The 13,802-nt window shown below is 68.7% G+C and carries 12 protein-coding genes and 1 pseudogene; 5 read left to right on the top strand and 8 right to left on the bottom strand.

The window, feature by feature from the left end; all coding sequences use genetic code 11:
* From N177_RS00375 to N177_RS00345, 7 genes are all read right to left on the bottom strand, one after another.
* Positions 1-908: MFS transporter (locus N177_RS00375; protein ID WP_152527801.1), on the bottom strand; the 908-nt coding region annotated here is incomplete at its 3' end.
* A complete protein-coding gene (locus N177_RS00370; RefSeq protein ID WP_040484855.1) occupies positions 908-2,197 on the bottom strand; it encodes a TRAP transporter large permease in 1,290 nt (429 codons plus the stop codon). The genes N177_RS00370 and N177_RS00375, both read right to left, overlap by 1 nt.
* Positions 2,197-2,703: a TRAP transporter small permease gene (locus N177_RS20345; protein ID WP_023430232.1), complete on the bottom strand. Its 507-nt coding sequence runs from the start codon at positions 2,701-2,703 to the stop codon at positions 2,197-2,199. The genes N177_RS00370 and N177_RS20345 overlap by 1 nt, the downstream gene beginning before the upstream one ends.
* A gap of 86 nt (positions 2,704-2,789) precedes the next feature.
* Positions 2,790-3,824 carry a TRAP transporter substrate-binding protein gene (locus tag N177_RS00360; protein WP_023430231.1) on the bottom strand — a complete coding sequence of 345 codons (1,035 nt, stop codon included), beginning with the start codon at positions 3,822-3,824 and terminating at the stop codon, positions 2,790-2,792.
* A gap of 59 nt (positions 3,825-3,883) precedes the next feature.
* A complete protein-coding gene (locus tag N177_RS00355; protein ID WP_023430230.1) occupies positions 3,884-5,566 on the bottom strand; it encodes a hydantoinase B/oxoprolinase family protein in 1,683 nt (560 codons plus the stop codon).
* Positions 5,566-7,611 carry a hydantoinase/oxoprolinase family protein gene (locus tag N177_RS00350; RefSeq protein WP_023430229.1) on the bottom strand — a complete coding sequence of 682 codons (2,046 nt, stop codon included), beginning with the start codon at positions 7,609-7,611 and terminating at the stop codon, positions 5,566-5,568. The genes N177_RS00355 and N177_RS00350 overlap by 1 nt, the downstream gene beginning before the upstream one ends.
* 15 nt (positions 7,612-7,626) lie before the next feature.
* On the bottom strand, positions 7,627-8,922 hold the full coding sequence (locus tag N177_RS00345; protein WP_040484866.1) for an NAD(P)/FAD-dependent oxidoreductase: 1,296 nt from the start codon (positions 8,920-8,922) through the stop codon (positions 7,627-7,629).
* A 130-nt stretch (positions 8,923-9,052) separates the two neighbouring features.
* Here N177_RS00345 and N177_RS00340 point away from each other — a divergent pair, with 130 nt between their 5' ends.
* Entirely contained in the window at positions 9,053-9,658 is a 606-nt protein-coding gene (locus tag N177_RS00340) for a cupin domain-containing protein (protein WP_023430227.1), read from the top strand.
* Positions 9,659-10,234: 576 nt separating this feature from the next.
* A pseudogene (locus N177_RS00335) lies at positions 10,235-10,912 on the top strand (IS256 family transposase); the annotation flags it as partial.
* Positions 10,913-11,234: 322 nt separating this feature from the next.
* Here N177_RS00335 and N177_RS21945 read toward each other — a convergent pair.
* Positions 11,235-11,477: a hypothetical protein gene (locus N177_RS21945; protein WP_040484853.1), complete on the bottom strand. Its 243-nt coding sequence runs from the start codon at positions 11,475-11,477 to the stop codon at positions 11,235-11,237.
* Between the two features lie 594 nt (positions 11,478-12,071).
* On the opposite strand from N177_RS21945, the gene N177_RS20340 reads away from it, so the two are divergent.
* The 3 genes from N177_RS20340 to N177_RS21235 all read left to right on the top strand — a co-directional run bounded on the left by N177_RS20340 (position 12,072) and on the right by N177_RS21235 (position 13,790).
* Entirely contained in the window at positions 12,072-12,569 is a 498-nt protein-coding gene (locus tag N177_RS20340) for an EF-hand domain-containing protein (RefSeq protein WP_244444212.1), read from the top strand.
* Positions 12,570-12,741: 172 nt separating this feature from the next.
* Positions 12,742-13,179 (top strand): c-type cytochrome, encoded by a 438-nt coding sequence (locus tag N177_RS00320; protein WP_023430223.1) that lies wholly within the window; start codon positions 12,742-12,744, stop codon positions 13,177-13,179.
* 305 nt (positions 13,180-13,484) lie between these two features.
* On the top strand, positions 13,485-13,790 hold the full coding sequence (locus N177_RS21235) for a hypothetical protein (RefSeq protein WP_152527800.1): 306 nt from the start codon (positions 13,485-13,487) through the stop codon (positions 13,788-13,790).
* Positions 13,791-13,802 lie beyond the last annotated feature (12 nt).

The raw sequence follows: 13,802 nt of genomic DNA, 5'->3' as shown, positions 1-13,802 counted from the left end.
TCGGCGCCGATGAAGACGAGCGCGTTGGCGAGGACGACGTGCCTCAGATGGAAGCCGAAGCGCTCGGCGAGGACGCTCGCGACGCCGCCGAGCGCCGACCCGACGGTGAGGGCGACCGCCATCGCCGTCAGCGACCAGGCGATGGCGCCGGGCCCGTAGCCGCCGACGTCGCGGAGCCACGCCGAGGCCCACAGGCCCTGCATCGCGGTGCCGGTGCCGAAGCAGAGGGCCGTCAGCGGCAGGAACCGCCGGAACTCCTCGTTGCGGGCGACGACGCCGAGGCCCCTGATCCTGTCGGCCCACGATGCGGGCGTCCGTGCCAGGGGATCCGGCGTCGCGGCGAAGAGGGCGAGCGCGACGAGCGCCGTGCCCGCGGCGATCGCGACGAACATCTCGCGCCAGGTCGCGAACTGCATCATGAACTCGACCGGCGTCGTCGCCGCCAGCACCCCGAGCCCGCCCGCGGCGAGGTAGAGCCCGTTGGCGAGCGGCACGCGGTCGCGGGCGACCCAGAGGCTCGAGACCTGGTAGGCCGCCATCAGGCAGCCGGCGAGACCGATCCCGATCAGCGCGCGGGCGACGACGAGGAGGGGCACGGAGGCGAGGAGGCCGAAGGCTGCAATCCCCACGGCGGCGACCATCAGCAGAGCCGCCTGGACCCGCCGTGGCCCGTAGGCGTCGAGGCAGAGGCCGATCGGGATCTGCGTCAGCCCGAGGCCCAGGAAATAGGCGGCGGTGAGGAGGCCGAGGGCGGCGGGATCGAGCCCCAGATCCGCCTCCAGGCGCGGCGCGAGGATCGCGTTCACCGTCCGGAAGAACAGGGACAGGAAATAGGCGATCCCGAAGAGCAGGAGGACGCTCGCCAGCCGGGCGCCGCGGAGCTCCGGCATCGCCTGGTTGCCGCTCATCAGTAGAGCGAGCGGGGCAGGAAGAGCGCGATGGAAGGGAAGACGGTGAGGATCACCACCCCCAAGAGCAGCAGGATCCAGAACGGCAGGGACGCGTAGGCCGCCTGCAGGAGCGTCACCCGGTTGCCGGTGATGCCGGTGAGGACGTAGAGGTTCATCCCCACCGGCGGCGTGAGCATGCCGATCTCGATGAGGATCGTGATGATCACGCCGAGCCATACGGGATCGAAGCCGACGCCGGTCATCACGGGGAAGACGATCGGCAGCGTCATCAGCATCAGCGAGATGCCGTCGAAGAAGCAGCCGAGCACCAGGTAGAAGATGCTGACCATGACGAGCACCATGATCGGGCTCAGGTTCATGGATTCGATCCAGGAGAGAACCTGGAGCGGCAGCCCGAGGATGGAGATCGCCTGCGCCAGGATGAGGGCGCCGAGCATCACGACGCCGATCGAGACGAAGACCTGGACGGAATCGACGAAGGCGCGCCACAGCCGCAGCGGCGTCAGCTCGCCCCAGAGGAAGCCGAGGACGATCGAAGCCGCGACGCCCAGGCCCGCCGCCTCGGTGGGCGTCGCGAGGCCTAGATAGATCGTGCCGAGGACGGCGAAGATGAGGAAGCCGATCGGCCAGATCGGCAGGAGCATCCGGAGGGCGCGGCCGAGGCCGACCGTCTCGCCCTCGTCGGGCACGACGCTTTCGCCGCGGCTGCCGATGAAGCCGATGAAGAGCATCATCATGACGGCGAGCATCAGGCCCGGAAGGAGCCCCGCCAGGAAGAGCTGGCCGATCGAGACCTGCTGCGTCGCGCCGTAGATCAGGAGCGACAGGCTCGGCGGGATGAGGAGGCCGAGCGTGCCGCCGGCAGCGAGCGTGCCGACGACGACGCTCGGCTTGTAGCCGCGCTTCTCGAGCTCGGGATAGGCGACGGAGCCGATCGCCGCGGCCGTCGACGTGCTCGCCCCGGAGACCGCGCCGAACAGCGCGCTGACGGCGATGTTCGTGTGCAGGAGCTTGCCGGGGATGCGCATGAAGGCCGGCGACAGGGCGGTGTAGAGCCGGCCGCTGACGCCGCTGACGAGCATGATCTCGCCCATGAAGATGAACAGCGGGACCGCGCTCAGCGTGAAGTCGGTGAAGACGTTCCAGACGGCGTTGACGGCGAGGTCGGTCGCCCCGCCCACCACGAAGTGGAGGATCGCCATGCCGGTGAGCGCGAGCCCGAGGCCGATCGGGATGCCCGTGACGGCGGTGACGAGGAAGCCGCCCGCGATGATCCACCAAACCATCATTCGGCTCCCCGGTGCGTGCGGTCCTGCAGGTACTCGGCCGGCGCCACCATCCTGAGGAGGGCCGCCAGGCCGGACAGCAGGCAGGAAAGAGGCAGCACGGCCGTCCAGGGCCAGAGCAGGAGACGGCTGCCGGCGCTGCGCGCGTCGAGGGCGATCGTAATCTGCAGGTACTCCCAGGTGAGGATGCCGAACCAGACGCAGAAGACGGCGACGATCGCGTAGGCGACCCTGTCGATGAAGCGCCGCATCGCCTCGGGCATCAGGTCGGGAACGATGGTGACGCTGATGTGGCGGCGGCGGAGGGTGCAGACCGGCAGCCCGGCGAAGATCATCGCGGTGAAGAGGAGCCCCACGAGCTCCTCGGTGAAGGCGAAGGGCGCGCCGACGAAATAGCGCATGATCGAGGAGAGGACGACGAACAGCGACATCGCGATGGCGAGTATCGCCGCCGTGCCGGCGAGAAGGCCGGCGAGCCTGTCGGACCAGCGCAGGACGCTCTGCAAGATGATCGGCCTCCAACCGGGCAGTCGGGATCGGGCTTGTGTCTCGGCGGGACGGGCAGGGCGACGCGCGCCCTGCCCGATCCGTGTCATTCGATCGCCTGGCTCAGCGTCTCGTAGGCCGACTGCGCGGCCTGGCCGCCGCCGGAGGAGAGCTCCTCCCAGGTTTCCCTGGCGGCCGTGACGAAGGCTTCCTGGTCCTCGTCGGAGAAGGGATCGAGCAGATCGCCGCCCGACGCCCGGAACGTCTCCAGCGCCTTCTCGTCGTTCCCGCCGCTGAGATAGGACGCGAAGGAATCCTCCTCGGCCTTCGCCGCCGCGTTCATGACGATCTCCTGCACCTCGGGCGACAGCGCGTCGAAGGCGGTCCGCGAGGCGATCAGGTTGAGCGGGTGGAGCACGTAGGGGAAGAGGTAGCTCGCATAGGGCGCGACCTCCTGCAGCGACACCGTGACGGCGAGCCCGATCGGGTAGACGGCGCAGTCGACGACGCCGGTCTGCATGGCGACGTAGAGGTCGTTCTGGCCGACGATCTGGGCGGACACGCCGAGCTTCTGGAAGACGTCGACGTGGAACTGCTCCCAGACCCGCAGCTTCTTGCCGCGCAGATCCTCGAGCGAGTTCACCGGCTCCTTGCACATGATGTGCGTGTCGCGCACCGCATGGCCGACGAAGCCCAGGAGCTTGATCCCCGCCTCGTCGTAGGTGTCCTCGTAGATGTCGCGAAGCTCGGGCAGGATCTCCTGCAGGGTCTCGGGCTGGGCGACGACGCCGGGGGGAAGCGTGTAGGCATATTGCGGCTTGTCGCGCGTGAGGTAGCCGGGATAGAGGCCGGCGGCCTGGATGATGTTGCCGCGCGGCAGGATGCGCAGCATGTCGGCGTCCTTCACGCCGAGGCTGCCGCTCGAGAAGAGCTGGATGTCGAGGGCGTCGCCCGCTTCCTCCGTCACCTGTTCGGCGAACTGCTGGTAGGCCTGCGCCTCGGGCCGTGCCGGCACCCAGACGATATGCATCTTCCATTCGGTCTCCGCGGCCCGGGCGGTGTCGCCGCCCGCCAGGCCGAAGGTCGCAGAGCCGGCGACAGCAGCCGCAACGGCTGCATGCAAGGCCAGTCGCTTGATCATCGCTGTTTCTCCTCTGGTCGTCGCTTTCAGGGCTTCTTCTTGTTCCCGCCGATCCGTGTTCAGTCGTCGGCGAGGTGGTAGATCTCTTTCGCCTGCTCCCGGCTCACCTTGCCGTTGGCGATGTCGGTGCGCAGGAGGTCGCGGTCGCGGTCGGCCGCCGGGCCGAACCCGCCGCCCCCCGCGGTCAGGATCAGCACGCGGTCGCCCGGGAAGAGGCGCGTCACGAGCTTCGAGGGCACGACCTCCTCCTCGCCGCCGGCGCGGTAGATCACGCTGCGCGCGGTCATGCCCGATTCTCCGCCGTCGGCGCCCGAGGGCGGGCAGAAATGGCGCTCGCCACGGTGCGTGAAGACGACCTCGCCCGCGAGCACCTCGTACTCCCGCTCGATGCCGAGGCCGCCGCGCTGGCGCCCGGCGCCGCCCGAATCGCGGCGAAGGCGGGTCGAGTTGATGCGGATCGGCGCGTCGCGCTCGAAGGATTCCACCGGCAGGTTCATGCAGTTCGTGGCATCCGTCTCGATGACGTCGACGCCGTCGCTCTCCGGTCCGGCGCCGCTTCCCCCCGCGATGAGCTCGCCCACGACGTAGCGCCGGCCGTTCCGGTCGGTGCCGCCGAACATCAGCGCCAGCATCTCGCCCGCGGCGTCGGCGCCGACGATCTCGGGCAGGATCCCGCGGAGAGAGCCGAGGATGGCGCCCGTTGCGCGCTTGATGGTGGCAGTCCGGGAGTTCACCGGCGCCGGCTCGACGGGGTTGAGGATACTGCCCTCGGGCAGGTTCAGCTCGACGGGACGGAAGCAGCCGCCATTCGTCGGGATGTGCGCGCCGGTGATCGTGCGCAGCGCGTAGTAGGCCGCCGCCTGCGTGCCCGAGGGGACGACGTTGAACGGCCCGCGCACCTGAGGATTCGTGCCGGTGAAGTCGCAGATGAACTTGCCGTCGCGGATGGTGACGGCGACCTCGATGCGGATGCGCCTGTCGAGGTCGATGCCGTCATTGTCGTTGTAGTCGACATAGGTGTAGGTGCCCTCGGGGATCTTCCGGAGCGCCTCGCGGGTCATCTGCTCGGAGCGGTCGAGGAGCTCGGCGAACAGCGCCTGCATCATGTTGCCGCCGTGGGCGCGGGCGAGCTCCGCCACGCGCTGCGCGCCGACGGTGCAGGCGGAGACCTGGGCGTGGATGTCGCCCATGAACGTGTCCGGGATCCGGCTGTTGAGCCTGAGGATCTTGATGACGGTCTCGTCGAACCGCTCCGGCCCGCTCCGGAACTTCAGCGGCGGAAGGCGCAGCCCCTCCTGGTAGATCTCCGTCGCGTTCGTCGGGATCGAGCCCGGCGCCATGCCCCCGACGTCCTGGTGGTGCGTCATCGTCGCCGCGAAGGCGATCGGCCGGCCGTCGGCGAAGATCGGCATCACGAGCGCGATGTCCGGCAGGTGCGTTCCGCCGAGATAGGGGTCGTTCATCAGGTAGATGTCGCCTTCCTCCATGGTGGAGGGAGGGAACTCCGAGGAGATCCGCCGCACGACGGGGATCATCGTCGCGAGATGGATCGGGATCGCGACCGCCTGGGCGAGCGATTCCCCTTCGAGCGTGAAGAGGCTGGCCGACGCGTCGAGACCTTCGCGGACGATCGGCGAGAAGGAGGACCGCAGGAGGGTCGATTCCATCTCGTTGGCGATGCCGTCGAGCTTGTTGCGGACGACCTCGAGCGTGATCGGGTCGATCTTGTGCTGCATGTTCATCAGCCCTGGGCTCCGTCGCGGGTGAGGAGGACGTTTCCGCCGTCGAGGATGCGGATCGACCATCCGGGCGGCACGACCGTCGTCGTGTCGGCCTGCTCGAGGATCGCGGGGCCGGCGAGCGTCGTCCCGGGGGCGAGGCGCTCGCGGTCGTAGATCGCCGCCTCGAGGTGTCCCTCGTGACCCTGGACGATGATCCGCCGCGTGCCCTTGCGGGCCTCGCCGCCCGCGGCGTCGGCGGCCTCGTCGGTGATCGTGTCGCCGCCGGCGCGGTGGATCGCCCGCAGGTTCACGACCTGGGTCGGCGCGTCGGCCGCGTGGCCGAAGACCCGCCGGTGCGCCGCCCGGAAGCCGTCGCGCAGCTGCTCGGCCGCGTCCTCGCCCGGCGTGAAGGGAACCTCGAGATAATGCGACTGGCCGACGAAGCAGACATCGGCGAAGTAGCGGATCTCGACGTCCTCCGGCGGCACGCGCTCCTTCCGCATCAGCCCGCCGCAGCGCTCGTCGAGCTCGCCCAGCGCCGCGCGGACGTCGTCGAGCGACAGTTCGTCGACCCGCTGCGGGAAGGCGAGGGAGGTCTCGTGCTCGACGACCGCCGAGAGGAGCCCCGTGGCCGAGAGCACGCCGGGGTGCCGGGCGATCAGGATGCGGGTGATGCCGAGCTCGTCGGCGAGGGCGGCCGCATGGATGCCGCCGGCGCCGCCGAGCGGCAGGAGGGCGAAGTCGCGGGGGTCGTAGCCCTGGCGGATCGAGACGAGGCGGATGCCCTCGGTCATCTGCGTGTTGACGACGCGGTGGATGCCGAGAGCGGCGTCCTCGACCGACAGGCCGAGGGGCTTCGCCACCTTCTCCTCGATGACCCGGAACGACAGCTCGGGCCTGAGCTTCAGGGTGCCGCCGGCGAAGTAGTCGGGGTCGAGATAGCCGAGGACGATCGAGGCGTCCGTCACGGTCGCCTCCTCGCCGCCGCGGTCGTAGCAGGCGGGGCCGGGTTCGGAGCCGGCCGAATGCGGCCCGACGCGCAGGCCGCCGGCCGTGTCGATCCAGGCGATCGAGCCGCCGCCGGAGCCGATCGCGTTCACGTCGACCATCGGCACGCGGATGTTGTAGCCGGCGACGTGGCCCTCGGGACGGATCAGCGGCTCCCCGGCGCGAATGAGCGCGATGTCGGAGCTCGTGCCGCCGATGTCGACACTGATCAGGTCGGTGATGCCGGCCGACTGGCCGACCATCTGCGCGCCGACCACGCCCGCCGCGGGGCCGGACAGGAAGAGCCGCACCGGCCGCTGGCGCGCGACCTCGCTCGTGGCGATGCCGCCGCGCGACTGCATGATCTGGAGCGGCGCCGGCACGCCCGCCTGCCCGAGGCCCTGCTCGAGATTGGCGAGGTAGCGGTCGATCACCGGCTTGATATAGGCGTCGAACGTCGTCACGACCGTCCGCTCGTACTCGCGGAAGGCGGGATCGACCTCGCAGGAGAGCGACAGGGCGACGTCGGGATACTCTTCCCGGATGATCTCGGCCGCGCGCCGCTCGTGCGCGGGGTTCACGAAGGAGAAGAGGAAGCAGATCGCGATGCCCTCGACGCCCGCCTCGACGAGGCTGGCTGCGGCGTCGCGCACGTCCTGCTCGTTCAGGGGGCGGACGATTTCGCCGTCGAAGGCGACGCGCTCCCCGATCTCGTGGCGGAACGCGCCCGGCGCGAGATAGCCCGGCACCTCGGGCTCGAGCACGGCGGCGTACATCGTCTGCCGCATCTGGCGCCCGATCTCGAGGATGTCCTTGAAGCCGGCCGTCGTCAGGAGGCCGGTCTTGGGGCCCTTGCGCTCGAGCACGGCGTTCGTCGCGACGGTGGTGCCGTGGACGAAGCGGGCGACGTCGGCGGGCTCGATGTCCCACTGGTCCTTCAGCTGCCGCACCGCCTCGAGCACCGCCCGGCTCGGATCGGCGCGGGTCGTGGGCACTTTCATCACCCGCAGCGGCTGGTCGGCCGCCCGGCAGACGACGTCCGTGAAGGTGCCACCGATATCGACGCCAATCTCGATCATGCTCTCTTCAGTGTCCTATCGTTCGAACAGGTCCCGGACCTGGTAGTACCGGGTCATGATGCGCATCCCGGTCCGCCGCCAGGCGTGGAAGGGCACGGGGTCGAAGCCGCTGTCCCCCATCGGGCCGGGGGCGATCGTCTCGCCCGCGACGAGCGCGGCGAGGCGGCGGCCCATGAGGCTCGACAGCGCGACGCCGCGGCCGCCATAGCCGAGGGCATAGAAGACGCCGTCGTCGAGACGGCCGACATGGGGGAAGGAATCGAGCGTCACCGCGACCATGCCGGCCCATCGCTCCTGGATCTCGATGCCCTTCAGGTGCGGATAGGTGAGGGCGAGCTGGCGCTCGAGCGTGCGGAAGACCGCCGGATCGTCCCGCCGCCCGGTGATGTCGCCCCGGCCGCCGAACAGAAGCTGCCCCGTCGGCAGTATCCGGAAGTAGCTGACGAGGCGGCGCGTATCGGTGACGGGCAATCCGCAAGGAAGAGTGATTTGCCTCTCATGCGAATTCAGCGGCCGGGTGGCGATGATCGACGACGCGACCGGAACGACGCGGCGGTGAAGATCGTCGCCGGGCAGGAGAGGGCGCGTGTAGGCGTTCGTGGCGAGGACGACGGACCTCGCGCGGACGGTGCCGCCCGGCGTCTGCGCGAGCCACCGGCCGCCGTCGCGCCGCAGCGCCTCCACCGGGCTCGCCGTGAAGACCGGCACGCCGCGCGCCTGCAGGGCGGCGGCGAGGCCGCGCGTGTAGTCGTAGGGCTGGAGGCAGGCGCCGCGCGGGTCGAGATAGGCGCCGTGATAGACCTGCGTTCCGAGCGCCTCGGCGGCCTCCTCCCGCGACATCATCCTCGCCGTGCGGTCGCCGGCGCGGCCGCGGAGCCAGTCCACATCCGCCTGAAGTCCCGCGAGGGCGGTGCGGCTGTGCGCGGGGGTGAGGTGCCCGTTTCGCTGGAAGCCGCAGTCGATCCCGTAGGCCTCGACCGTCTCCGTGACGCTGTCCACGGCCTCGACGGCCTGCGCGAAGAGACCACGGGCGACCTCGTCGCCGTGCTCGCGCGCGAGCGTGGAATAGTTCATCTTGAAGCGCGGCACCGCGAAGCCGCCGGTGCGGCCGCTGGCGCCCCAGCCGATGTCCTGACCCTCGACGACCGCGCAGTCGATGCCGCGGCCGGAGAGCTCCCGCGCCGTCGACAGGCCGGTGAAGCCGCCCCCGACGATCAGCGCGTCCACCTGCCGGTCGCCGTCGAGCCCCGCGAAGGCCGCGCCGGGCTTCGCCGTCGCGCGCCAGTGCGAGTTGGGGTGTCCGCCCGTCATCATTTCGCCGGTTGCCTTTGAATGCCATTCCAAGCGTAGGAGGAGGGATTTTGACTTTCAATCAAAAAAAACGTGTCATGCCGGCTGTGGCTCGCGACGGCGGAGGGCGAACGGCGTGCAAGAGGCGGCGATGGTGACGGAGCACCGGGCGGACGAATCGGTGGGGCGCAGCGTGCGCTACCACCGCAAGCAGCAGGGGCTGAGCCTCGAGCAGGCATCCGAACTGACCGGCCTGTCCGTCAGCATGATCAGCAAGATCGAGCGCGGGCTGACCTCGCCCTCGGTGCGGTCGCTCTACGCGCTCAGCAACGGGCTGAAGATCCCCGTCGGGACGCTTTTCAGCGAGCACGGCGAGGCGCCGGCCGCGGAAGGGGAGGACGTGCCGTCGGAGGACGAGGCGGGCCTCGTCGTGCGGCGGAGCGCGCGCAGGACGCTCGACTTCGGCGAGAAGCGGCTCGTGAAGGAGCTGCTCACGCCCCAGCCGATCGGCAGCCTCGAGCTCCTGATGATCGTCCTCGCGCCCGGCGGCTCGACCGGCGACGACGTGTTCTCGCACGACGGCGAGGAGGGCGGCGTCGTGCTCAGCGGGGCGCTCGAGCTGTGGGTCGACGAGAAGCGCCTCCTCCTCCACCCCGGCGACAGCTTCACCTTCAAGAGCCGCCGGCCGCACCGCTTCCGCAACGCCGCCGACGAGGAGACGCGGGTCCTCTGGATCAACACCCCGCCCATCTACTGACCCCCGGCCCGGGGCGCGACAGACAATGCCGCCACAGCGGACGAAGAAGGCGAAGGCGGCCGGACACCAAAAAAAGCCCGGAAGCCCGGGCTTTGGAACAAGGGAAATGGCTGGGGGACCTGGATTCGAACCGAAGTCGTGAAGGCCCTTGAACTTGGTCCGAAGATCCCGGCTCAGGCGCGCTCGCGCCTCTTCTGTGGACCATATTTGTGGACCTGATGCGAGGTTCTCTTGGCTGTCTCGGCCCCCCTGCATCACCTAGAGCGGCCAGTGAGCTAACCCGCACTCCTCATGAGGCTGGAGTTTTGGCTCCTCATTCCAGCGATACGACTGACCTCCAAGGACCGATCCACCGGACGTGCTGGAGGGTGGCGCCGCCGTGGGCGCGGGTGAGGCTGGGACTGCCCCTTCTGTTGGTGGCGGGATAGCGCTACGGGCGCGAGGTCATCGGCGAAGTAGGGCGAGGCGGAACTCGTTGGCCAGTAGTGTGCGGGATGTTCTGCAAAATCGGCAGGAGGGGGCGGCCATGGCAGGCTGGTGATGTCGACGTCACCGCGTCTCGAGGGAGACCCCGCCATGACCAGGAAAGAGGCTAGGCCCGTGGAGGCCGCCGCGAAAGACCTTCTGCTCGCCAACCCCGACAGCCTTCGGGAGGTCGTGCGTGCCGTGGTCCAGGAAATGCTGGAAGCCGAGATGATCGATGCGCTCGGCGCCGAGAAGGGCGAGCGGACGCCGGCACGCGTCGGCTATCGCTCGGGCTACTACCCCCGAACGCTGATCACCCGCGTCGGCAAGCTTGAGCTGCGCGTGCCACAGGACCGCTCGGGCCGCTTCTCCACCGAGCTCTTCGAGCGCTACCAGCGCTCCGAACGCGCCCTCGTCGCCACGCTCGCGGAGATGTACGTACAGGGCGTGTCGACGCGGAAGGTCAAGGCGATCACCGAGGAGCTGTGCGGTCACGCCTTCTCCGCCTCGGCGATCTCCACGATCAACAATCGCCTGGACGAGAGCCTCCGGGCCTTCGCCCGCAGGCCACTTCCCGAGCCCTTCCCCTACCTCATCCCCGATTCCCGTTACGAGAAGGTCCGCGAGGCCGGCGTCGTGACCAGCCAGGCCGTACTGGTCGCCATCGGGATCGACTGGGACGGCCGGTGCGAGGTGCTCCCTCACATTGGGTCACTGGATTCAGTTCAGTGCCACGATACCCGCCCGGCGAAAGGGTATTGGCGCCGAGAGCCACAAAGGCTCCGAGGCGAACCCCCCGAACGCCCCCTTACTTCATCAAAAAACAACACTTATCCACAGTTAGGCAACGCAGATCCACAGTTACGAGTTTTCATCGGAGTGGAGCTCCGATGAAAAAATCAGGCACCTCTCTAGACTGGGAGAGGCTGCAATTTTCATTTGAGTGGCACTCTGATGGTCGAAGTAACTCCCTTTGGTCGTTGTGGTGGCGTCGGGACTTCTGTGGCCCTCGGAGTGGGGGCTCGTAACCAGGCCCGGGCCGTCTCCTCTGCGCCCAACTCGGCCATTCGCACCGCGATCTGGCGTTCTGGAAAGCGGTCGTAGCGCGGTCTTATTTTCCTGCCGCAAGCTCGCGTGACTCTCGATCACGCGACCAGAGCTGTCGGGCAAGAAAAGAAACTCCATAGCCATCAAGGGCAACGTCGGCGTGACCCGCTGGCTCGGCCTGATCTGCGCTACCGACCGCAGCCGTCATGTCCATGCCGGTGTCGGCGACGTGGCCCGACGGCATCCAGCCGAAGCTGGTCGTCACCGCGCGCACGAAGGCCAACAGGGCCGGCAGGACTCTCCGCATGGTTCTCCAATAGGGTTCCCAACGCAGGCGTGCAACGTCCGGGACACTACGGACTGCCCCCGACCTTGCGCGGACGCGGCCAGTGGGCGACCCTCATATTCAATCCGGACTATGGACGGCACGGGAATGCAACGCGCACGCGGACAACGGGATTGCCGACCTCCAGCACCGCTTCAGCGTCTCTTCGGGGTGCTGGTCGGCCTTGCGTTCCTTCTCGCTGTCGCTCCAGGGCATGCTCACGCTGCGCTAGCCGGCGGGTCCGGCATGTGTGCCGGGTATGAAAGCGTCTCAACTCACGGACATGGCTGTGTCCCCCTGACCGAGCCCGCCGGCTGCCTCGGGCATTCCGGCCATGCCACATGCTCCGCCTTCCTCCCGTCGCCTCCCGTCGTTCTGGCAACGGAGCGTCGTATCGCTCCACGATCGGGAGCCTCGTCTCAAGTCCATCCAGACGTGATCTCCGCCCCCGCTGCGCCGCCTCCGAAGCTTGCGTGACCGGCTCCGGAAGTTCGCTTCCGGGACGTCTGCAACCTCGGACAGGCAATGGTTCCGGCAGGCGGAACCGGCCGCAACACCACCTTTCAGGAGATCGAGATGATCAGGCTTTCGACGCTTTCCCTCTCTGCCCTCGCGCTCGCCGCCGGGCTGGCGACCGCCCACGCCCAGCAAGGGCAGACGACGGGACAGGGTTCGATGATGAACCAGCAGGGCCAGGGCATGATGCAGGACCAGCAGGGCCCGCAGGGTGATGCCCGTTCCTATGGCGGCTGGGGCATGATGCCCTGGCGCGGCATGGGCCCGTGGATGATGGACGAGGAGAACTGGGGCCGGGGCATGATGGGCCGCGGCTGGGGTCGAGGCGGCGGCTGGGGACCGGACATGATGGGTCCCGGCATGATGATGGGCGGCGGCATGATGGGGCCGCAGATGATGATCATCATGATGGACACCGACGGCGACGGGAAGCTGTCGCTCGAGGAGTTCCAGTCGATGCACGCCCGGATGTTCGGCTATCTCGACGAGAACGGCGACGGCCAGCTCGAGATGGACGAGATGGGACCGCGCTGGAACCGCGGGAACGACGACAACTAGTTCCTCGCGATCCGGTGCGGGGCGGACCGGCGGTCCGCCCCGCACCCTCCGAACCCTTCCCGTCGATCAGGCGCATTCCCGGTAGCGTTTCCGCCGCTCTTGGCGCTTTGCGGCGTCTTGTGCGCCCGACCTCGCTGCGGCGTGCCGCCTGCCGGGCCAGAGACAATCCACGATGAACATCAGAGACAACCTGCCGAAATACGCCGTCCTTGCCTTCCTCGCCCTCGGCACGGGGCTCTTCGTCTGGCGGTCGCTCGCCCCCGGCGACGCTCCCGACGCCCGCGTTGCGGTCACCGTGCCGGACGAGCTCTCGCCGGTCGCCATGGAAGGCAAGGCGGTGTTCGACGAAAACTGCGCGGACTGTCACGGGGCGAACGCCGCGGGGACCGAGCAGGGCCCGCCGCTCGTCCACGACATCTACAACCCCGGTCACCACGCCAACATGGCCTTCGTGCTCGCGGCCAGCCAAGGCGTGCGGGCGCACCACTGGCGGTTCGGCAACATGCCGCCGCAGCCGGGAGTAACGCAGACGGAGGTCGAGAAGGTCGTGCAGTACGTGCGCGAGCTGCAGCAGGCCAACGGCATCACCTACCGGCCGCACAACATGTGAACCGGCCGACCCGCGAACTCGGAGGAACCCGCGATGTACGACATGATGAACTACGGCGGCGGATGGATGTGGGGTATGGGCCTGTTCTGGCTCCTGATCCTCGTGCTCCTCGTCCTGGCGATCGCCGCGCTGGTGAAGTATCTCAAGAGCTGACACAGCGAAGGGCACGAAGCTGCCGCAATCCGGCAAGAGTCTGGAAAGGCGATTCCAATAGAGTCTGGCCGGATTGCGCAGTTTCAGCCATGCTTCACGGGCAAACGGAAGAGATGGATCCGGCAAGCACGAGGACGGGATTCTGGCGGCTCATGGCCGCCACCCTCGTACTTGCGCTTCTTGCGGCAACGCTGCATGTCAGGCCGGCCGCCAGCAACCTCACCGGTGACCATGGCGAGGTCGCCAGCCTTTCCGGCGATTGCTCCGGAAACGCCGTTTCTCTTGACACGGCGAACAGCCATTGCGCAACGCCGAGCCTCTGCTGGAGCCTGCCGGGCGAGCACGCCTCCACCAATGGGCCGCGTGCGGTAAGCCGGCCCCGACCTGCGCACGCCGTCGAGATGCCCGACGCCCTCTTCGTTTCCCCGCCCGCGATGCCTCCCCGAGCGGTCGCCTGAAGCTTCCACGCG

Origin of the sequence: Lutibaculum baratangense AMV1 (genome assembly GCF_000496075.1) — a bacterium.
GTDB classification, from domain to species: domain Bacteria; phylum Pseudomonadota; class Alphaproteobacteria; order Rhizobiales; family Tepidamorphaceae; genus Lutibaculum; species Lutibaculum baratangense.
Note: the sequence above shows the minus strand (reverse complement) of the source record. Positions and strands in the feature narration are given on the sequence as shown.